Source organism: Gordonia hirsuta DSM 44140 = NBRC 16056 (genome assembly GCF_000333015.1).
Lineage (GTDB): Bacteria > Actinomycetota > Actinomycetes > Mycobacteriales > Mycobacteriaceae > Gordonia > Gordonia hirsuta.
The window spans coordinates 1-19,722 of record NZ_BANT01000017.1 but is presented as its reverse complement, the minus strand read 5'-3'; the positions used below and the strand labels follow the sequence as shown (position 1 = coordinate 19,722).

Here is a 19,722-nt window from a genome sequence, read left to right as displayed (position 1 = left end):
ACAGGAGCGGGTGTCGGCCACTGGTTCCCTGAGGAGTGCCGCCCTAGCGTTCACGCCATGGCCAGGCGATCAGACACCACTGCCAGCAGCAGATTGAACCGGGTGCTCGGCTCCTCGGCGGCACCGCGGGAGAGTGAACCTGCCGACGACTGGGGCGTCACCCGGATCCCGGCGTGGCTCGACACCGCCGCCGGTCGGCGCGCCTGGGCCGGCCGGGCCGGCTCCGGGCAGGAGCCCGGCAGCGCGGATCCAGAGGACCACGGCCCCGGTGATCCGGGGCCCGGCGCTGGTGGCCTGGACGGTGGGGAGTTCGACGGTGGGGAGCTCGACGGTGGGGACTTCGGAGACGAGGATTTCGACGATGACGGCTCGGGTGAAGAAGCCTGGGACGGACAGGACTGGGACGAGGTCCTCGATGATCGCCGGCACGACGACGCGGCATTCGGAGACGGTGGAGACGACGAGCCCGGCGGCGGCGGCGAGCCCGACGGCGACGATCCCGATGACGACTGGCATGCGCCGCCGCGGCGATTCGCGATGCTGCCCTCGGCGGCGATCGGACTCATCGGCGTGGGCGTCATCGCCTGTGTGATCGCCGCCTTCAGTCTGCTGCGCGGTACGGAGCCTGCCGCACCGCTGGTCGATCTGCCCGCGTCGGCCGGTCCGACGGCGCCGGGCGTCGCCGCATCCCATCCGTCCGCCGCAGCCGATCCGTCCGCCGCACCGGCGCCGGCAGCCGAGATCGTGGTCAGTGTCGCCGGGTTGGTGCGCAAACCCGGACTGGTTCGGCTGGCGCCGAACTCCCGCGTGGCGCAGGCACTGGATTCGGCGGGAGGTGCGGCCCCGACCGCGGACCTGCTCAGCCTCAATATGGCGCAGATCCTGCACGACGGTGATCAGGTGCTGGTGGGCACCCGCGAAGCCGGGGCCGGATCGGTGCGCAGCGCCGTGGTGTCCTCGGCGGGATCCGGTGCCCCGGGCAGCGGGGGAGCCGGTTCGGCCGGGACCGGGACGGCCGGTCCCGCCGGCGGTGCGAAGGTCGATTTGAACACCGCGACGATGACCGAGCTCGATGCGCTCCCCGGGGTGGGACCGGTCACTGCCCAGGCGATCATCTCCTGGCGGGAGCAGCACGGCGGCTTCACCTCCGTGGACCAGTTGGCTGAGGTGAACGGGATCGGACCGGGCAAGCTCGCCAAGCTCCGCGATGCGGTCACCGTCGGTCCATGACCGATCTGCGGCTGGCCGGACCGGCGCTGGCGTGCTGGGGCACCATCGCCGCGGCCCTGTGCCTGCCGCTGACGGTGACGTGGATCCTCACCGCGTGCTGGACGGTCGGCGCACTCGGCGCCTGGCTACTGATACGTGTTCGCCCGGCGACCGTGGCGGCCGCCGGGGTGTTGGGTCTGTGCGGTATCGCCGCTGCATCGGCGATCATCTGTGCGATCCGGATCGCCGGTGCCGAGCAGGCGCCGGTGCGGGAGCTGGCCGGGACACCAGAGTTGACGCTGCGGGTCAGCGGTGATCCGGTGGTCTTCGCCCGGCAAGGCGGAGCCAGGCTCCCGGTACAGGTGCTGGAGGCGGACGGGTGGCGGCAACGGACGGTGAACGCCTCACTGATGCTGCGCTCGTCGCAGATGTTCGACGCCGTTCCTGGGCAACAGATCGCGGTGCGGGTTCGGGTACGACCGCCGCCGTCGACCCTGGGTGACCGGCTGCTGGCGGCCCGCCTGACAGCAGTCGAGGAACCGACGGTGATCGCCCCGGCGCCGGTGTGGCAGCGCTGGGCCGGCGCGGTGCGAACTCGGTTGCAGCTCACCGCAGCCCGCGCGCTGCCGCCCCGTGCGGCCGGGCTGTTCCCGGGACTGATCCTCGGTGACACCACACGCCTGGAACCGGAGCTGCGGGAGAACTTCCGGGCGGCGAGCCTGACGCACTTGGTGGCGGTCAGTGGGGCTAATTTCTCGTTGGTGTGCGGGGCGGTGGTGCTGGGATTGCGGCTGGCCGGGGCCTCGACCCGGGTGACGGTGGCGCTGGGGCTGGCGTCGATGGTGGGTTTCGTGATCCTGGTGCGTCCCACCGACAGTGTGCTGCGCGCGGCGGTGATGGGCGGTGTCGGGCTGCTCGGTGCGCTGGCCGCCCGGCGCGCTCAGGCGTTGCCGGCGCTCGGTGCGGCGATCATCGTGGTGCTGCTGTTCTGGCCGCAGATGGCGTTGGCGCCGGGATTCGCATTGTCGGTGGTCGCCACGTTGGGCCTGGTGTTGTGGGCAGCCCCGCTGCGTCAGGCGATGACGCGGCGGGGGATGCCTGAGCCGCTGGCGGTGTTGCTGGCGATGACCTTGGCCGCGCAGATTCTCACCACGCCGCTGGTGATCGCGGTGTCCGGCCAGTTGAGTCTGGTCGCGGTTCCGGCGAATCTGCTGGCCGCGCCGGTGATCGGGGTGATCGCCCTGCTGGGTACCGGGGCCGCGGTCATCGGCGCTCTCGGTCCGCCGGGCGGGCCCGGTGCGCTGGCGGCCGAATGGCTGATCCGGGCTACCGGCCCGGAGATGTGGTGGCTGCTGACCGTCGCCGATCGTCTCGGTGGTCCGCGGTGGTCGGCGCCGGAGGTTCCCGGTTGGCAGGCCGCTGTGGTCGTGACGCTGCTCGGTGTGTTCGGCGTCGCAGCCTGGCGTGCCCGCCGCCGTCCCCGGCGCGCATCGGCGTCGCGAGATACCGACTAGGAAGCGCCCGAGAACGACGACAACGTAGCCGAGGAGAGACACGATCCTCCGGTATGGAAATCCTCCGGTATGGAAATCGGAGGGTCGTACCTTGGGCGAACAGGTGGAGAATCTACTCGACCTCGGCGAGCGGGCCGCGCGTTTCGACGCGTTGCGGACGGCGATTCGCACGACGCCGGAGGAACTGATGGATTCCTATCGCGACGAGTCGGCCGAGTGGGACCGTGTCGACCGCTGAGCCGCTGGCCCAGGGCTCGATCGTCTGGGTGGAGTTCGATTCGAGGCAGGAGCAGGGCGGCCGCCGTCCTGCCGTCATCGTCGCCGGAGACGACTATCTGGAGGTCGTGAATACTCGGCTCATCGTCGTTCCGGTGACGTCGGTCGATCGTGGCTGGCCCAGCCGTGTCGAGGTGACCGGCGGCGATCTCGGGCAGCCGTCGTGGGCGATGACCGAGCAGATCCGGACGGTCTCGCGCAGCCGAGTGGTCGATCGTGCCGGCTCGGTGGATGCGGTTACGCTGCGGCAGATCCGCACCTGGGTGCGGGACTTCCTCGATCGCGCGATTCGCTGAGGTACAGGCGATTCACCCCTCGAATTCCTACGGTGTGTGTGTCGACACGAACTAAAATATCCTCACTCCCGCAAACGCCATTCACCGGTCGGCTAGGTGTCACGAAAGCTATCTCACCGCGCTCGACAGGGTTGGTAAAGACCGCGAGTCGGCTCGGATCTTCGCCGGTCAGTGGTCGATCATCGCTGAGGATCCGGAGCGAGAATGGGCCCGTATCGGCAAGCATGCGCTGTACCAGATCAACAAGTACATCGCGATGGGAGCCTTCGGCGAGATGCCGCAGTTCACCGATCCCGACCAACTCCTGGAGGCCGGTTCCTACACGCTGTGGGATGTCGACACCGCCGTCGACTCGCTCACCGACCTCATCCGAACCACCCCGCAGGTGAAGGACGTGCACTTCTGGGCGCAGCTGCCCGGCGAATCCGTCGACACCGGCAGCGCGAGGATTCAGCTGCTCGCCGAGAAAGTGGCACCTGCTGTACGGGCTCGGCTGGCCGATCCGGTCGCGGCAACCGCCTGACAGGGTGCACTTTCGGCCGCGTCCGCGGAATCTGTTCGGCCTGGATCCAGGACCTACCCCAAGCCTTCAGCTCTCTTACTTCGGCACTGAGCTGGTTGAACCCTCGAGCCGCGCGGGGCTGAGGCCACCAGATCGAAGATGTCAGACGGGTGGCTAGCAAACTCCAAAAGGTTGCGGTCGATCTCGTCCTCAATCGGTCCTAAACCTGCAGGTGCGAGGTGTATTTGCCATCGTCTCAGCCCGGATCGCTGGTGATCGCCTCCAGTAGCGTCCGGGCGGAAGAGAAATCGTGCGGAGTGTTCTGCGCGGTGTCGGCGACGGCCGGCGGTGACCAAGGGGCAGGAAGAGCTGTTTCTGTGGAAGCGGACGGTCCCGGGGTCGCCTCTGGAACGTCTGCTCGGCGGTCCAGAGACGGTCTGGCTGATCGACCGGGTGCGCGTTCGCCTCGTCGACTGCGATGGCGGGCCCTTGTGCGGCGTGGTTGTCCTCAGCACCCCCGACCGACTCGCAGTGCGCAGCGATCGCCCGCCTGACTGGCCGGGCGGGGCGTCGAAGACGTTGCGCGTCGACCTGTCCGCGGTGGAGGACGTGCTGCGCCGCGGGCTGTGGCCGGCGGCGCGGGCAGAGTGGCGCCGTGGGATCGCAACCTGGAGGCGGCGCCGCGTCGTGCTGGCCTTGCCGTCGAGGAAGAAGCGGTGGTCGAGGAGTTGGTGACCGATCGCCGTGAAGGTCAGTGCGGCCCGGTGCCGCCGCTCAACATCGCGGCGGCCGCCTCTGGATCGACGGAGCCGCCGGCGAGGCAGGCGTGCAGATCGTGGTTGATCTCGGCTAGTTCCGCCGTCATCTGGCCGTGCAGTTCCCGACCGAGGTCACTGAGGTGGACCTCTACCTTGCGGCGATCGGTCAGGCTGGGCGTGCGGTAGAGCAGCGAACGGGTGACCAGGCGGTCGACGGCGCGCGTCAGTGACGCGCCCGACGACAGCGTCAGTGCGGACACCTGGGACATCGCCAGGCCGTCGTGGGTGGTCAGAGCGTCGAGGATCAGCCATTCGTCGGCGGTGAGCCCGTGTGCGACGCCGGCGGCCGTGACGGCGATCTGCAGACGATGACCCGTCAGGAGCAGGGATTTGAGCAGGGAGATGGGGCAGGTGGCGGAGATCGTGACCGTCGCCTCGTCCGCTGGGGTGTCGCTCATGTCCTTCCCCTCATGTATGTGAAATCCGACTATTGAAATAGATCCATTTGGAAGCATACAATATGGGAGCATCGCTTTGCGAGTGAGCCAGATCGCTATAAGTCTCAAATGTGAGCAGCCGTGCAATGACGGAGGAGGATGCCTTGCCGCGGGATCAGTCGGCGGGTCGCGCCCCGTATCGCATCGGCATGGTGATCCCGCTGCAGGGGCCCGGTGGAATCTTCGGTCCGTCGTGCATCTCGGTCTGCGAGATGACCGCCGACGAGCTGAACAGCGGTGACGGTGTCAATGGCCGCAAGGTAGAGATCGTCTATATCGACGGCGGTCAGGCGCCGCAGGCCGTCGCCGCCGAGATCGGTCGCCTGATCGAGACCTCCGGGATCGACGCGATCACCGGTTGGCACATCTCGTCGATCCGTCGCCGGCTCGGCCCGCTCGTGGACGGCCGAATCCCGTACGTGTACACCTCGCTGTACGAGGGTGACGAGCGCGCCCGGGGTATCTATTGCAGCGGGGAAACGCCCGAGCAGCAGATCTTTCCGGCGTTGAGCTGGATGCGTGACAACCTCGGCATCCGGCGCTGGTATGTGGTGGGCGCCAAGTATGTGTGGCCGCTGCGATCGCTGCGGAAGGTGATCGACTTCGCTTCGATGCTCGGCGTAGAGATCGTCGGGACCACCTTTGTGCCGATGGGCCACGGTTCCGATCCGCGGCTGCCGGCGGCTGTCGCTGCAGGTGACTGCGATGGAGTTCTGATGCTGCTGGTCGGCCAGGATGCAGTCGACTTCAATCGGTCGTTCGCCGAAGCGGGACTGGCCGAACGCATCACGCGCTACAGCCCGCTGATGGACGAAAGCATGCTCCTAGCGAGCGGCCCGGAGGCCACCGGAGACCTCTATTGTTCAGCTTCCTACTTCAGTAGTTTGACCAGTGCGAACGCGCTCGACTTCCTGGGTCGCTACATCTCCGCACGTGGACCGTCGGCGCCATCGCTGAACAATATGGCCCAGTCGTGCTACCAGGGAATCCAGACACTGGCGGAGCTGGCGAGCAAGTCCGGCGGCACACGGTCGACTGATTTCGATCGGGTGATCGACGGCCTGACGTTCACCGGCCCGCGCGGGGTGGTGCGGTTCATCGGGAACCAGGCCGTGCAGCCGGTGAACTTGGCGCGCGCCGACGTCTTCGACTTCGAGGTTCTCGGAACCCTATGAGCCGGAGCCGATCACCAGCACAGGCAGAGCGACGGCGATCGGTGCCAGCACGCATCCGGCGGCGATGAACGACCGCCACGACACTGAGTTTCCTGAGCGGCGCAGTTGGTCGTGCCACAGCAGTGTCGCCAACGACGCCCACGGTGTGACGAGGGGGCCGGCATTGACCCCTACCAGCAGGGCGAGCATGCCGTCGGCGGTGTCGACGCCGTGCTCCAGGGCGAGGAAGGCTGGAATGTTGTTGACCACGTTCGACGTCGCCGCGCCCAGCCCGGCGATGGCCAGCAGACCGGCCGTCGAGTCTTGTCGTGGGCCGAGCGCGCCGGCGATCGCGTCGAGGGCACCGGCAGTGTGGGCGATCGCCGCGACGGCCGAGAGTACCGTCACGAAGGCCAGCGACGCCCAGGGGATCAGTGCGGCCCAGCGAATTGCCGGGTGCTGCGCCGCACCGGTCTGGCCGGCCCGGCGATCGGCCACACCGCGGGAGGCGACGACCAGGATCACGGCGGCGCCGGTCGCCGAGATCCAGTAGGGGAACCCGGTGGCCAGCAGCGGCAACAGCACACCGAGCGTGATCAGGCTGGCCCGCAGGCGCCGGTCGACGACTGTGGGTGCCGGATCGGCCGGTGCCGCAACCGCATCGGCTTCCACGTGCCGGCGCGACGACCAGCGGTAGACGATCCAGGAGGCGGTGACAGCCACGCCGGCGGCCACCAGCGCCGGGCGCCATGCGGTGGCCAGGTAAGCGTAGGAACCGTCGAAGACGCCCGAGCCGGCAGCCAGTAGATTGGTCAGGTTCGAGACCGGGAGTAGAAGTGAACCGATATTGGCGATCCAGATGACGGTCAGCGCGGCCGGCCAGAGATTGATTCCACCCTGGAGGGACAGTGCGATGGCCAGCGGGGTCACCAGAATCGCGGTGGTGTCCAGGGAAAGGAAGATCGTCGAGATCAGCGCCAGCATCACGATCTGGCACCAGGTCGCCGTCCACAGTGGCATCGCCTTCCACGACCGTCGCCGAGTCCACTCGGCCACCACGTCGAAGGCGCCGGCGGCGCTCGCCAGGTTGACCACCACCGACATTGCCGCGACGAACAGCAGCACCGGCGCCAGCCGCAGGACGAGGGCCCCAGCCTGCCCCGGTGACACGATGGCAAGGCCGCCCACCGTCGCGAGAACGGCGATCAGCGGCACGAGTCGTCGTCGTGCGGGGGTCATCACACCGCCGGTGCCGTGCTCTGCGCCGACCGGGGGCGCGCGGCGCTCGCAACGGCGATCACCACGCCTACCCCCTGAGCGGCGGCGACCCAGCCGATGGACAGCTCGGACCACGTGCCGTCGATCATCAACAGTGCCGGCACGGTCGCGGTGGTGACCGACTGGGCGATCGCCAGCACTCCGGCGGCGACGTCGAACCGGGGATCGGAGATGCAGCCGGAAAGGAAGAAGGCGAAGAACAGCACCGCCCAACCCGACCACAGCCACGCGATATGCGCATCTCCGGCGGCGAAGTTGATTGCGGCTAAGACCACCGCGACCGCGCACGCCCATGCGCAGTACCAACCCAGGGCGCGGCCGTCTGCACCGAGGTGGGTGCCGCCGGCCACGGTCAGGTAGGTGACCCCGAACAGGCTAAAGCCGACGGCGCCGAATAACGCCAATCGGGCATCGGCGTCGGCTGGGATCGCGGTGACCAGGGACGCGGTGACCAGGCCCGCGCCGGTGATGAGGTTGATCGGAACCGCGGCGCGTGCGCCGATACGACCCAGGAGGACCAGTCCGTTCACGAGCAGCACTGCTCCGACGAACAACAAGGCGAGGCTGGACATGGTTTCACTCTCGACAGGTAGAAGACGCCGGCGGGTTGTCGGCGAGAGCCCGCGGGCGCCCGGACAGGCGCGCCCGCGGGAGTCGGTCAGGCCGCGTTCGGGGCGCGTCGGCCCTGCATCGGATCGGATTCCTCGACGTAGCCGCCCACCCGCAGGAGGGTCGCCTCGTCGAAGGCCTTGCCGATGATCTGCAGCCCCACCGGCAGATCGCCGTTGAGCCCGGCCGGCACCGTGAGTGCAGGCAGGCCGGTGAGGTTGCTCGGTCCGGTGAACCGAATGAAGGCCTGCACCAGATCCACCGGCGAACCGTTCAGGTCGGCGACGGCCGAACCGATGTCCGGAGCCATGACCGGCAGCGTCGGCGCCATGATCACGTCGACGTCGTCCAGCGCTGCGGTGAACTCCTGTTTGATCTGGCGACGGGCCTGCTGAGCCTGCAGGTAGTCGACGGAGGAGAACAGTTCACCCAGGTAGAACAGGAACCGGATATCGGCGCCGAAGTCCTGCGGCCGGTCGATCAGATCCTGATGATGGATCGCCGACGCCTCCGACAGGCTGGTGGCCAGCTCCGTCCACTCCGAATACCGCAGCGCCGGGATCTGCACCTTCTGCACCGTGGCACCGCGGGACACCAGATCGTCGATCCGGGCCCTGACCAGTCGTTCGATTTCCGAGTCGACGTCGCGGAAGAAGTAGTTCTCCTCCACGCCGATCACCAGCCCCTTCGGGTCGCCGCCGAGGGCGGCCAAGTAGTCGTCGACGGGGGCGTCGACCGAGGTGGGATCGCGACGGTCGAATCCAGCGATGGCGCCGAGCATGGCTGCGGCATCGGCGACGGTCTTGGACATCGGTCCGATATGGTCGAGCGTCCACGCCAACGGATAGCAGCCGAATTTGGCGACCCGGCCGTGGGTGGGTTTGAGGCCCACCAGACCGTTGGCGGCCGACGGGATCCGGATGGATCCGGCGGTGTCGGTACCGAGCGTGGAATACGACATGTCCGAGGCCACCGCGGCACCGGATCCGCCACTGGATCCACCGGGTACTTTATCCAGGTCCCACGGATTGTGGACCGGCCCGAAGTGCGGGCTGTTGTTGTCGATGCCCCACGCGTACTCGTGCATGTTGAGTTTGCCGGTCAGCACCACCCCGGCTTCGCGTAACTTCGATACCGGGGTCGCATCGTGCTCGGAAACGAAGTCGCCGTGGATCTTCGACGACATGGTCGTCACCTCGCCGGCGACGTACAAGTTGTCTTTGAGCGCCATCGGCACGCCGTGCAGCGGGCCGCGGACCTGGCCGGCGGCGATCTCTTTCTCGGCCTTCTCCGCCTCGGCCATCGCCGCGTCGTCGCGGAAGCTGACGAAGGCGTTGATGACGTCGTTCTTGGCGTGGGCGTACTCGAGGGCGCGGCGCGTCACTTCGACAGGGGAGACCTGGGCGGATTCAATTGGTCGTCGCAACACCTTGATTCGGAGGTGTGGTGTGGCGACACAGGACTGGAGTAAGAAGACCAGCGATGTTCCCGAGGGGGTGCGACGGCAGTGGCGTGCGGATCGGGCTCTGCGGCCGGCGATGCGTTCGCCTGGCCGGCCCGAACCGTCTCGGACAGTCCAGCGCGAGTTCTGGCGCGTGATTGCCACCGGCATCACCACCGCTGAAGCCGCGCTGCAGGTCGGGGTGTCGGTGCCGGTCGGCGCGCGGTGGTTTAGACATGCTGGCGGTATGCCACCGATCTGTCTGTCTGAGCCAACGGGTCGCTATCTGACATTTGAGGAACGAGAGGAGATAGCGATTCTGCGGGCGCAGGGCGCCGGGGTGCGTGAGATTGCTCGTGCTGTGCGGCGTGACTCGAGCACGATCTCCCGGGAACTGCGCCGGAATGCCGCCACGCGCGGCGGGAAGCAGGACTACCGCGCCACGGTCGCTCAGTGGAAGGCGCAGCAGGCCGCCAAGAGACCCAAGACGGCAAAGCTGGTTAACAATCCGCAGCTGCGGCAGTACGTGCAAGATCGGCTCGCCGGGCAGGTCCGCGGGCCGGGCGGCACGGCGGTGTCCGGTCCGGGTACGCCGGTGTGGAAGGGGCTGAACAAGCCGCACCGGGCCGATCGCCGGTGGTCCCTGGCGTGGAGTCCGGAGCAGATCTCTGCGCGGCTGAAGATCGATTTCCCCGAGGATGAGTCCATGCGTATCAGCCACGAAGCGATCTACCAGGCGCTATTCATCGAAGGCCGCGGAGCTCTCAAACGTGAACTCGTCGCGTGCTTGCGTACCGGTCGTGCACTGCGCACACCACGAGCCCGGTCACAGAACACGGCCCAAGGCCACGTCGGCGCCGATGTCGTCCTCAGTGAACGCCCCGCTGAGGCCGCTGACCGGGCTGTACCCGGCCATTGGGAAGGCGATTTGATCATCGGCACCGGAAGGTCGGCGATCGGCACCCTCGTCGAACGCAGCAGCCGCTCAACGATTCTCGTCCATCTCCCGCGGCAGAAGGGGTGGGGTGAGAAGCCGCCGACGAAGAACGGCCCTTCCCTGGGAGGCTACGGCGCCGTCGCCATGAACAAGGCCCTGGCGGCCTCAATGGCGACACTTCCCGAACAGCTACGCAAGACCCTGACATGGGATCGTGGAAAGGAACTATCTGGACATGCCCAGTTCGCCCTGGACACCGGCACGAAGGTGTACTTCGCAGACCCACACTCTCCGTGGCAGCGTCCGACGAATGAAAACACCAACGGCCTTCTGCGGCAGTACTTTCCAAAAGGCACAGACCTGTCCCGATGGTCAGCCCAGGAACTCGAGGCCGTCGCTCACGCACTCAACAACAGACCCCGGAAAGTACTCGGCTGGCGGACCCCATCCGAGGTTTTCGCCGAACAGCTATCCTCACTCCACCAAGCCGGTGTTGCAACGACCGGTTGAACTCGCCCAGTTTGGTTCCGATCAGTTCGCCGACAGCGGTTGCCGACAGATTGAGAAGTTCGTCAGCCATGGTGATCGCCTCCGGGGATGTTGCGCAGCGCGATGTCCGCGTCCGCGGTGTCGATGGTCTCCAGGTCCCGCCGCAACCCGGCGAACTCGGCCCAGGTGCTTTCGATGCGGGCGAGCTCGTCGGCGTCAGGGTGCAGACCCTTCGCGGCGAGCACGTCCTTGATGGACAGCGTCATCGTGTTCTCCTTGATTCACAATCATCTGGAATAGTTCCAAATGGAACATATTCAAAAGTAGGTGAAGTTGATCACGTTGTCCAGGGATTGGTGAAAATCACTGGATCTGGGGATGGCGAGTTTTCGATGTGGACGCGATCGGCAGGTCAGCGCAGAGGGACCCGAGTCGCCACTGCACATCGGCCGGGAACACCGGCGTCCCGTTGTGAACGGCGGGCAGTAAGTCGCTCGATGATGATCGGGCAGATCACAGCGCTGTGCGCCTGTGAACGCACCGAGGTGCGTGACCTGATAGCAGAACCCGGATCGAGGTTGCTCGCTCCGGGTCCTGGATTTAGAGGCTACCCACGACCGGCATCCGGCATCCCCTGCGTGCATACGTCGGCTCCGGTGTCGGAGGGTCGCCGGCGGGGCGTTTTCGTGGCGATTTGGCGCGATGTGCGTGGCGTCAGTTCCGGTCTGCCTGAGGCCGCCTCGATGATGTGGTCGTCCCTGACGGCAGCGGCGGGGGCCGACTGGGCCAGAGCGCGGTGTCGTCGAGCAACTGCACAACGGCGGGAACCAGCAGTGGGCGGACGACGAAAGTGTCCAAGAGAATGCCGATCGCCATCGCTAAACCGAACTGGAATAGCTCGCGAATGGGTTGCGTCGTCAGTACCGCGAAGGTCGCAGCCAGAATCAGTCCGGCCGAGGAGATCACCCCACCGGACCGGATCAGGGCGGTGCGCAACGCCTCGTGCGGCGAGCGGGTGGCGAGTTCCTGCCGATACCTGCTCATCAAGAAGATGGTGTAATCGACGCCGAGAGCGACCAGGAAGACGAAAACATACACGGCGACGCGGTTACCGATCCCCTCGTCGCCGCCGACCGTCACAGACAGGAAGGTGGTCAGGCCCAGGGTGGCGGTGAACGACAACAGCAACGTGCCCACCAGGTACAGCGGGGCCAAGACCGATCGCAACAGGACCGCCAGCACGGTGAGCACAATCAGCAGCACCAAGACCACCAGAATCAGGGTGTCCTTGTTCAGCGCCGAGCGGATATCGGCGGTCGTGGCGGTCTCACCGCCGATCAGCACTTGCGGCTCGGCTATCCCGGTAGACGAGGCCGTTCGCTGGGTCGCTTCGGTCAGTGGCCCGATTCGATCCAAGGCTTCGGGGCTGTACGGGTTCTCGGTCAACACCACCTCGAACGCGGCCACGTTCCCCTCGTCGCTGATCATCGGTCGCTGCCCGACCCTGGCGACCCCATCGGTGTCGACCAGCTCGGACCGGACGGTCGCCCATTCCTCCGGTGTGATTCTGCCGGTCGAACGCACATAGATCGTCGACGGCGCTACCTCACCGGGCCCGAAAGCGTCGGCGATCGCGTCCTGCCCCGCTTCTGACTGAGTATCGACGCGGAAACCACTGATGAAGTCGAAACTCTCTCGGTAGCCGATCAATCCGGCACTCAAGACCAGCAACGTCGCCAGCGTGGAGACCAGCACGGCCTTCGGTGAGCGCGCCACCAGATCGGCGATCCGGGTCCAGATGGCCCCGGGCTGACGGGATGCGGCCTTGGCGATGTTCGACGGCCAGAACAACTTCCCGCCGAACAGCAGCATCAGCGCGGGCACAAAGGTGAACGCCACCGCTCCCATCGAAGCCACGCCCAGCGCCAGGTAGGGACCGAAGCCGCGGAGCGCCGGAGAGGCCGCCACCAGCAGCGCCATCATCGCCAGCACGATCGTCGATACACTGGACAGAATCGATTCGCGGACGCCGCGCATGGCGGTGATCATCGCAGTCGGGCGGTCCTGGTTCGTGGCGAGCGCCTCGCGATAGCGCGCAATGATTATCAGCGCATAGTCGGTTCCCACACCGAAGAGCAGCACCGTCATGATCGACGAGGTCTGCGAACTGACATCGAACCAACCGGCGTCGGCCATGAGGGCGCCCAGAGTTTCCGACAGGCGCATGGCGACACCGACCCCCAGCAGCGCGGTCACTACCAGCAGTGGTGAGCGGTAGATCACCATCAGGATGATCACGACCAGCAGAATCGTGCCGAACAGCAGTACCAGCGAACCGCTGCGGAACACGCCGACCGTGTCGGTCGCGATGCCTGCGGGCCCGGTCACGTCGGCGTGTGCCGCACCAGAGGCGTCGGCGACGACCTCGCGCAGCCGGTGAATCGAATCCTGAAACTGCTCATCGGTCGGCTCGCCCGTGACCGGGACGATGATCATCTGTGCGTCACCGCCGTCGGATCGTAAGGTCGTCGCGCCACCATCGTCGGCCGTGACGACACCGGCGATGGTGGAGTCCTCGCCGCGGAGTTGTTCGATCGCCGACGTGATCGATGACACGGCTTCGTCGGTGTGCGCGGGCGTGTCCCCCCGCACCACCACGATGGCCGGGAGACCGTCGCTGCCGGGGAACTGTTCGGCGGCCAGCTGCGCGGCGTGAACGGAGGCCGAGTCGGCCGGCGGATCGTTGGCAGCTGCATTGTTTTCGACGGCGTCCATAGCCGGGGCAACACCGGCCAACGCACCGACCAGCACGATCCACAGGGCCACCACCATGCCGGCTCGCAGGCGAGAACCAAACAGAAATCTCATAGTCCCATCAGACCAGCGTGGGGCTATCGGCCACATCGACCGAACCGGCACCCTCGGCTATGACTTTCGATCGAGGCCGACCGGCCAGGGAGACGTGCGGCTACGGCGCAAGGATGCCGCGACGGCGGGCCGCGGCCACTGCGGCTGTGCGCGACCGCACCTCCAGTTTGCTGAAGATATTGGTCATGTGCGCTTTGACTGTTCCTTCGCTCACGTAGAGCGTGCGCGCGATATCGCGATTAGAGCGGCCGTCGGAAACCGCCCGCAGAACCTCCCGCTCCCGTTCGGTCAGCTGCGGATCGGTGTTGTGCCGTTGATGCATCAGCCGGATGGCGACGGCGGGCGAGAGCGCCATGGTGCCACCGGCCGCGGCCACCACGGCGCCGATGAGTTCATCGGGTGCCGCATCCTTCAGGAGGTACCCGCTGGCCCCGGCCTCGATTGCGCCGAGAATGTCGGCGTCGGTGTCGTAGTTCGTCACGACAAGCACATACGGCGGGGTCGGCAGTGCCCGGATCTGGCGCGTGGCGTCGGCACCGGACATTCCCTCGCCGAACCGCAGGTCCATCAGCACCAGGTCGACCTCGTGGGTCCGACAGAATTCCACCGCGTCCGCGCCGGTAGCGACGTCTCCGGCCAAGCATATGCGGTCGGCATGCTGGGCTAGGAGTGCGCGCAGACCGGCGCGGACGATGGGATGGTCGTCGGCCAGCAGGAGCCGAATCACGGACGGACCTCTTCGATGGCGGCCGATTGCGGCGTGGATAGAGATCGCCGGAGCCCCGGGAGCGAGGGCCCCTCGGCCAGACCCGGCTCATCTGGCTCGATCTCGGTCACCGGGAATGTCACCGAAACCGCTGTGTACCCGGGTTCGGACTGTAGGTCCCATTCGCCCGCCAACTCCTCGACGCGTGCTCGCATGGAATCGAGGCCGAAGCGGGGTGCCTCCGCGTCGGCCAGCAGCCCCACGGGAAAGCCTTTCCCGTCGTCGACGATGTCCAAACGGACCTTGCCGGGACTGTAGCTCAGGGTGACGACCGCGCACACCGCACCAGAATGCCGGGCTACGTTCGACAGCGCTCCCTGGGTCAATCTGACCAGTGCCGATTCGATCGGCATGGGTAGGCGGACGGGGTCTCCTTCCACGGCCAGTCGTACCTGCGGTCCCCGTGCTGGCGCTCGGGCGCATACTCGCCCGAGCGCATCGATCAGGGATCGCCCGGTGAGGTCGGCCGGAGCCAGCGCCGAAATCAACCGTCGGGTGTCAGCCAAACCAGCCGCCGCGACCTCGCGGGCCAGGCGCACCGGCTCTCGGGCGCCGGGTAGCAACCCCTCCGATTCCGCCGCATGCAGCAGCATCTGGATGCTGCTCAGCCCCTGCGCCACGGTGTCGTGGATTTCCCGTGCCAGACGTTGCCGCTCAGCCATCTCGCCGGCGGCCCGCTCCTGTTCGGCCAGTTCGGCACGGGTGTGGTGCAGATCTGCAATCAATAGTTGCCGTCGGTCGGTCTCCTCGATGAGAACACGAAAGCCGAGCCCGATGACCACGCCTACCACGCCACCGAGGATCGAACCGATCACCATGGCCGCGAGCCCACCGGGATGGAGAAAGCCGACGCCGATGCTGGTGGCGGTGAGCAGCACCACCGAGACCAAGGCCCACACCACCGGCAGTTCAGTCATGAGCAGCACGATCAATCCGAAGGACACGTAGGCGGCAGCGGCGCCGGATAGCGCGAGCACCAGCCACACGGCGCTGAGCAGACCCAGCCACAGGAGACGCTGGGACAGTGACAGATTCTGGAACGGGCGCGCCGCCAGGATCATCAAGAACAGTGCCGTCAACGCGCCCACCCACAGCGGGTGGGATTCGCCCAGTAGCAGGGCGCGGAGTAGAACGATGAGCGCTAACACTCCGACCAGCACGAACAATCCCAGTCGCAGCCCCAGGGCGCTGGAAGCCGGGCGCATGAGGAGTGGTGCGGGAGGATCGGCGTGCACGCAGGCGACTCTACTCAGGTGTGCGAGGCACCGAGCTGATCGATCCCTGCCGCAGCGAGAGTCGACCCAGCAGAGTGCCTCAGGCGGATCCGCTCAGACGCGGGTGGCCAGCAACTCCGAAAGATTGCGATCCACCTCGTCGATGTACTCGGGATTGAAGCCGAACAGCCCGAAGTGGCCGGCGATCGAGGGCAGTACCCGCAGCTGTGCGCCCGGGGTGAGTTCGGCTTCGGCGGCGCAGTCGGACACCGGGAAGAACATGTCGCGGTCGATCGGCATCACGAAGGTCGTGGCGGTGATCCGGCCCAGTGCGGCAGCCAGGTCGCCGTCGGTGTGGCGGGCGACGTCCCCGTGCTGCCACTTCCAGCCCATCGTCAGCAGCGCATTGGGGTCCATCAGCTGGAACAGGGCGCGCAGGAAGCCGGCCTGGAACTGCCGGAAATCATCGGTGGTGGTGCCGTCGAGCATCGGGATCGCCTGCCAGAAGCCGGACTTCCAGAAGTCGGTGGACAGGCCCATCGTCGCCCAGATGTCGGCGTGCCGCCCCAGTCCGTCCTGCACCTGCAGGTGCGAGGTGTACTCACCGTCGTTCCAGCCCGGATCGCTGGTGATCGCCTCCAGCAGCGTCTGGGTGAACAGGAAGTCGTGCGGGGTGTTCTGTGCGGTGCCGGCGATCGGTGCCGCCCGCAGGACCTTTTCGGGGAAACGCACCGCCCACTCCCAGGTCTGCTGGGCGCCCATCGAACCGCCCACCACCAGCGCGAGGCGTTCGATGCCGAAGACCTCGCGCAGCAGCTGCTCCTGGGCGCGCACATCGTCGCCGATCCGCACGGTGGGGAACTTCGACATCGCGATCGAGGAATCGTCGGTGTTGTGCGGTGACGTCGACAGACCGTTGCCGATCTGATTGACGATGACGAGGAAGTACTTCTCCGGGTCGAGTGCCCTGCCCGGCCCGATGTAGACCTGATCCCACGTCTGATGGGTGCCGGAGAACCAGGTCGGGATCAGGATCGCGTTGCTCTTGTCGTCGTTGAGGGTGCCGCGCGTGGCCACGGCCAACTGCAGCTCGTCGATCACCCCGCCGTCCTCCAGCTCGAACCGGCCCAGCGAATGCAGCTGGTAGGGGCCCTGGGCCTCCGGCGTGTAGAAAGCGTTCTCGATCGGCATGGGCTGGCCTCTCTGGATCGGGGTGGCCTTCACGCTAGCGCGCAGCGCCACCGCCGGTGGGGCATGGCACGATAGTCGTTGTGAATGATCGGCTGTTCCTGCTGCTGGGCGACGACGACTTCCTGACCGGGCGCGTCATCAAAGGCCTCGCCACCGAACGCAGCCGTGACGCCGGCGAAGAGGTGCCGGTCACCCGTGTCCGCTGCGGCGAGGTGACCGCGCCGGAGATGGCCGAGCTACTCAGTCCGTCGCTGTTCGCCGAGGAACGCATCGTCGTGATCGAGGCCGCCGCCGAAGCCGGTAAGGAACCGGCCGCGCTGATCACCGCGACCGCCCAGGCGCTGCCCGAGGGCATCACGATGGTGGTGATCCACACCGGTGGCGGCCGGCAGAAGTCGATGGTCGGGGTCCTGCGCAAGGCCGGTGCGCAGGAGTTCGACTGCGCCGCCCCCAAATGGCACTCGGACCGGGTGGACTTTGTCCGCAAAGAGTTCCGGCAGATCGGGGTGCGCGTCAGCGCAGAGGTGGTGGAGCTGGTGACCGAGCTGGTCGGCTCGGATCTGCGGGAGCTCTCGGCGGCGTGCCATCAGCTGGTCTCCGACACCGGCGGCAAGGTCGACGAGGCCTCCGTGCGCACCTACTACGTGGGCCGGCCGGAGGTGACCGGTTTCGAGGTCGCCGACAAGGCGGTCACCGGGGACCTGGCCGGCGCACTGGAATCGCTGGCCTGGGCCCAGCACCACGGCACCGCGCGCGTCCTGTTGGCGGATGCACTCGCCGAAGCGGTGCATGCGATCGCGCGGGTGCGCTCGTTCGGACCGGGAGACAAGTATTCGATCGCCTCCGAGCTGGGCATGCCGCCGGGCCGGGTAGGCAAGATCCAGGGGCAGGCGCGGGCCTGGGACGCCGCATCGATCGGTCAGGCGGTGCTGGTGGTGGCCGACCTCAACGGTGCGGTCAAGGGGCAGGCCGCCGACGCCGACTATGCGCTCGAGCACGCCGTCTCCACCGTCGCCCGGCTGCGTCCGCGCCGCGGCCGATAGCCGCAGACGGCGATCACCCCGGCGACCGCGTGGGGGATCGCCGGGGTGATCGGGAAAATCAGGTCAGAGCTTGTTGACAGCCACTGCCATGGCCGACTTCTTGTTGGCGGCCTGGTTCTTGTGGATGACGCCCTTGGTGACAGCCTTGTCGAGCTGGCGGCTGGTGCTGGCGAGCAGCTCGGTCGCCTTCTCCTTGTCGCCGCCGGCGACGGCCTCGCGGAAGCTGCGGATAGCCGTACGCAGCGCGCTGCGGACCGACTGGTTGCGCTGACGGCGCGCCTCGTTGGTCTTGTTCCGCTTGATCTGCGACTTGATGTTTGCCACGCGTAATCCCTTTACATCTGTAGGTTTCGCTCGCCCTGCGACGACCGGAGTCTTGACTGAAAGTGCTGGTTCGCGATCGGTACCGACCTGCGATTTCCGCAACAGCGATCAAGATTACCAGCGTCGGAGGGCACCGCCAAAACCGGTGGGAGAGACCTGTGACACCCCGCGCGCGAGGCTGCCCGATTCGGCGCCGCCGGCCGCGATCTATGCTGGTCGGCACTATGTCGATTGTCTACGTGCACGTCGGACTGCCCAAAACCGGGACCACCCATCTGCAGGACCGGTTGTGGGTGAACCGGGATCTGGCGCTGCAGCGCGCCGGGCTGCTGTATCCCGGGGTCACCATGGAGGACCACTTCCATGCCGCCGCCCACCTGCAGCCCGAACGCTATCTGGCCTGGGCCACGCCGGAACGGGCCGGCGCCTGGCCGACCATGGTGGCGCAGATGAAGGCCTGGCCGGGCACCTCGGTGGTCTCCCACGAGCTGTACGCCAACGCCAAACCCGAGCACATCGCGACGCTGATGGACGATCTGTCCTTCGCCGACGAGGTGCACGTGATCCTCACCGTGCGCGATCTGGCCCGGCAGCTGCCGTCGGTCTGGCAGGAGAACGTCAAGAATCAGCGGCCGGCCTCCTTCGAGGACTTCCTGGCCTCGGTGGCCCGCTACCGCGACGCCGATCCGGTCAAGGACGGATTCGCCGAGGAGCCGTTCTGGGAGTACCAGGACTATCCGGCGATCGTGGACAGATGGTCGGCCGTGCTGCCGCCCGAACGTATCCACCTGATCACTGTGCCGGCGGCCGGGACCGCCGGACCCGGCGACGGCCTGTGGGAACGGTTCTGCCGCGTCCTGGGCGTCGATCCGGCACTGCTGCCCAACCAGGGGGAGCGGCACAACTCGTCGCTGTCGGCGGCGCAGACGGAGTTCCTGCGCCGGCTCAACAGCCGCATCCAGCCTGAAGACATCGACTGGTGGCGCTACGAGTGGATCGTCAAGCGCCGGTTCATCGGGGAGGCCCTGCGCAACACCGGCAGCGGCAAACCGCTGGGCCTGACCGCCGAACAGCGCGTGTGGGCTGCGGCGCAGTCCCAGCAGCTGATCGACGCCGTCGCCGAATCGAGGTGCGCGGTGACCGGCACGCTGGAGGATCTGCGGGTGGATCTGTCGGTGGACGTCGACGAGGCCCCGCCGGCCACCTCCGAGGAGGCGCTGGAGGCGGGGCTGGACGCGCTGGCCTACTGGATCAAAACGATGCCCAATCCGGAGCCCAGACCGACGGTCAAGACGCGGGCCCGGGACGTCGCCCGGCGCGCCAAGCGCCGGGCCGTCGGGCTGCGCGACCGGCTGG

20 protein-coding genes are annotated in these 19,722 nt (G+C 67.1%); 10 read left to right on the top strand and 10 right to left on the bottom strand.

Going from position 1 to position 19,722, the window contains the following annotated elements; genetic code table 11:
• The first annotated feature begins 57 nt into the window (after positions 1-57).
• The 6 genes from GOHSU_RS06975 to GOHSU_RS06955 all read left to right on the top strand — a co-directional run bounded on the left by GOHSU_RS06975 (position 58) and on the right by GOHSU_RS06955 (position 4,532).
• Complete coding sequence (locus tag GOHSU_RS06975; protein WP_345917264.1) at positions 58-1,230, top strand: ComEA family DNA-binding protein; 1,173 nt, start codon at positions 58-60, stop codon at positions 1,228-1,230.
• A complete protein-coding gene (locus tag GOHSU_RS06970) occupies positions 1,227-2,723 on the top strand; it encodes a ComEC/Rec2 family competence protein (protein ID WP_005938918.1) in 1,497 nt (498 codons plus the stop codon). Before GOHSU_RS06975 ends, GOHSU_RS06970 begins: the two co-directional genes overlap by 4 nt.
• 91 nt (positions 2,724-2,814) lie before the next feature.
• Positions 2,815-2,961 (top strand): hypothetical protein, encoded by a 147-nt coding sequence (locus GOHSU_RS16725; protein ID WP_155821015.1) that lies wholly within the window; start codon positions 2,815-2,817, stop codon positions 2,959-2,961.
• Positions 2,948-3,295 (top strand): type II toxin-antitoxin system PemK/MazF family toxin, encoded by a 348-nt coding sequence (locus tag GOHSU_RS06965; protein WP_005938914.1) that lies wholly within the window; start codon positions 2,948-2,950, stop codon positions 3,293-3,295. Before GOHSU_RS16725 ends, GOHSU_RS06965 begins: the two co-directional genes overlap by 14 nt.
• 256 nt (positions 3,296-3,551) lie before the next feature.
• Positions 3,552-3,818, top strand: coding sequence for a hypothetical protein (locus GOHSU_RS17205; RefSeq protein ID WP_005938911.1), 267 nt, complete (start codon positions 3,552-3,554; stop codon positions 3,816-3,818).
• A 327-nt stretch (positions 3,819-4,145) separates the two neighbouring features.
• Positions 4,146-4,532: a hypothetical protein gene (locus GOHSU_RS06955; RefSeq protein WP_005938908.1), complete on the top strand. Its 387-nt coding sequence runs from the start codon at positions 4,146-4,148 to the stop codon at positions 4,530-4,532.
• A gap of 16 nt (positions 4,533-4,548) precedes the next feature.
• On the opposite strand, the gene GOHSU_RS06950 is transcribed toward GOHSU_RS06955, so the two are convergent.
• The gene (locus tag GOHSU_RS06950) at positions 4,549-5,013 is read right to left on the bottom strand and encodes a MarR family transcriptional regulator (protein ID WP_005938905.1); all 465 of its coding nucleotides are present in this window, start codon (positions 5,011-5,013) and stop codon (positions 4,549-4,551) included.
• Positions 5,014-5,138: 125 nt separating this feature from the next.
• Between GOHSU_RS06950 and GOHSU_RS06945 the strand changes: the two genes are divergently transcribed.
• The gene (locus GOHSU_RS06945; protein WP_029759737.1) at positions 5,139-6,227 is read left to right on the top strand and encodes a substrate-binding domain-containing protein; all 1,089 of its coding nucleotides are present in this window, start codon (positions 5,139-5,141) and stop codon (positions 6,225-6,227) included.
• Here GOHSU_RS06945 and GOHSU_RS06940 read toward each other — a convergent pair.
• The 3 genes from GOHSU_RS06940 to GOHSU_RS06930 form a co-directional block, all read right to left on the bottom strand.
• Entirely contained in the window at positions 6,222-7,445 is a 1,224-nt protein-coding gene (locus GOHSU_RS06940) for an ArsB/NhaD family transporter (RefSeq protein WP_029759736.1), read from the bottom strand. The genes GOHSU_RS06945 and GOHSU_RS06940 overlap by 6 nt on opposite strands.
• Positions 7,445-8,056 (bottom strand): AmiS/UreI family transporter, encoded by a 612-nt coding sequence (locus tag GOHSU_RS06935; protein WP_005938896.1) that lies wholly within the window; start codon positions 8,054-8,056, stop codon positions 7,445-7,447. Before GOHSU_RS06935 ends, GOHSU_RS06940 begins: the two co-directional genes overlap by 1 nt.
• An 86-nt stretch (positions 8,057-8,142) precedes the next feature.
• The gene (locus GOHSU_RS06930) at positions 8,143-9,477 is read right to left on the bottom strand and encodes an amidase (protein ID WP_005938893.1); all 1,335 of its coding nucleotides are present in this window, start codon (positions 9,475-9,477) and stop codon (positions 8,143-8,145) included.
• Between the two features lie 154 nt (positions 9,478-9,631).
• On the opposite strand from GOHSU_RS06930, the gene GOHSU_RS06925 reads away from it, so the two are divergent.
• Positions 9,632-10,981, top strand: a complete 1,350-nt coding sequence (locus tag GOHSU_RS06925; protein ID WP_051139441.1) for an IS30 family transposase — start codon at positions 9,632-9,634, stop codon at positions 10,979-10,981.
• Positions 10,982-11,043: 62 nt separating this feature from the next.
• Here GOHSU_RS06925 and GOHSU_RS06920 read toward each other — a convergent pair whose 3' ends face one another.
• The 5 genes from GOHSU_RS06920 to GOHSU_RS06900 all read right to left on the bottom strand — a co-directional run bounded on the left by GOHSU_RS06920 (position 11,044) and on the right by GOHSU_RS06900 (position 16,999).
• Positions 11,044-11,226: a hypothetical protein gene (locus tag GOHSU_RS06920; protein WP_005938888.1), complete on the bottom strand. Its 183-nt coding sequence runs from the start codon at positions 11,224-11,226 to the stop codon at positions 11,044-11,046.
• Positions 11,227-11,674: 448 nt separating this feature from the next.
• A complete protein-coding gene (locus GOHSU_RS06915) occupies positions 11,675-13,828 on the bottom strand; it encodes an MMPL family transporter (protein ID WP_024332512.1) in 2,154 nt (717 codons plus the stop codon).
• 100 nt (positions 13,829-13,928) lie between these two features.
• Positions 13,929-14,555, bottom strand: coding sequence for a response regulator (locus GOHSU_RS06910; RefSeq protein WP_005938880.1), 627 nt, complete (start codon positions 14,553-14,555; stop codon positions 13,929-13,931).
• Positions 14,552-15,829 (bottom strand): sensor histidine kinase, encoded by a 1,278-nt coding sequence (locus GOHSU_RS06905; RefSeq protein WP_005938877.1) that lies wholly within the window; start codon positions 15,827-15,829, stop codon positions 14,552-14,554. The genes GOHSU_RS06910 and GOHSU_RS06905 overlap by 4 nt, the downstream gene beginning before the upstream one ends.
• Positions 15,830-15,922: 93 nt before the next feature.
• On the bottom strand, positions 15,923-16,999 hold the full coding sequence (locus GOHSU_RS06900; RefSeq protein ID WP_005938875.1) for an alpha/beta fold hydrolase: 1,077 nt from the start codon (positions 16,997-16,999) through the stop codon (positions 15,923-15,925).
• Between the two features lie 80 nt (positions 17,000-17,079).
• Here GOHSU_RS06900 and holA point away from each other — a divergent pair, with 80 nt between their 5' ends.
• Entirely contained in the window at positions 17,080-18,042 is a 963-nt protein-coding gene (gene holA / locus GOHSU_RS06895; protein ID WP_005938872.1) for a DNA polymerase III subunit delta, read from the top strand.
• Positions 18,043-18,105: 63 nt separating this feature from the next.
• Here holA and rpsT read toward each other — a convergent pair whose 3' ends face one another.
• Entirely contained in the window at positions 18,106-18,366 is a 261-nt protein-coding gene (rpsT, locus tag GOHSU_RS06890; RefSeq protein WP_005938870.1) for a 30S ribosomal protein S20, read from the bottom strand.
• Between the two features lie 224 nt (positions 18,367-18,590).
• Between rpsT and GOHSU_RS06885 the strand changes: the two genes are divergently transcribed.
• Positions 18,591-19,722: hypothetical protein (locus GOHSU_RS06885; protein WP_024332510.1), on the top strand; the 1,132-nt coding region annotated here is incomplete at its 3' end.

What these genes read in the sequence shown, in the direction of transcription:
- GOHSU_RS06950 (WP_005938905.1), bottom strand. Translation starts at nt 5,013, where the DNA reads ATGAGCGACACCCCAGCGGACGAGGCGACGGTCACGATCTCCGCCACC.
- GOHSU_RS06940 (WP_029759736.1), bottom strand. Translation starts at nt 7,445, where the DNA reads ATGACCCCCGCACGACGACGACTCGTGCCGCTGATCGCCGTTCTCGCG.
- GOHSU_RS06970 (WP_005938918.1), top strand. Translation starts at nt 1,227, where the DNA reads ATGACCGATCTGCGGCTGGCCGGACCGGCGCTGGCGTGCTGGGGCACC.
- GOHSU_RS06935 (WP_005938896.1), bottom strand. Translation starts at nt 8,056, where the DNA reads ATGTCCAGCCTCGCCTTGTTGTTCGTCGGAGCAGTGCTGCTCGTGAAC.
- GOHSU_RS06920 (WP_005938888.1), bottom strand. Translation starts at nt 11,226, where the DNA reads ATGACGCTGTCCATCAAGGACGTGCTCGCCGCGAAGGGTCTGCACCCT.
- GOHSU_RS06900 (WP_005938875.1), bottom strand. Translation starts at nt 16,999, where the DNA reads ATGCCGATCGAGAACGCTTTCTACACGCCGGAGGCCCAGGGCCCCTAC.
- GOHSU_RS06925 (WP_051139441.1), top strand. Translation starts at nt 9,632, where the DNA reads ATGCGTTCGCCTGGCCGGCCCGAACCGTCTCGGACAGTCCAGCGCGAG.
- GOHSU_RS06945 (WP_029759737.1), top strand. Translation starts at nt 5,139, where the DNA reads ATGACGGAGGAGGATGCCTTGCCGCGGGATCAGTCGGCGGGTCGCGCC.
- GOHSU_RS06915 (WP_024332512.1), bottom strand. Translation starts at nt 13,828, where the DNA reads ATGAGATTTCTGTTTGGTTCTCGCCTGCGAGCCGGCATGGTGGTGGCC.
- GOHSU_RS06975 (WP_345917264.1), top strand. Translation starts at nt 58, where the DNA reads ATGGCCAGGCGATCAGACACCACTGCCAGCAGCAGATTGAACCGGGTG.
- GOHSU_RS17205 (WP_005938911.1), top strand. Translation starts at nt 3,552, where the DNA reads ATGGGAGCCTTCGGCGAGATGCCGCAGTTCACCGATCCCGACCAACTC.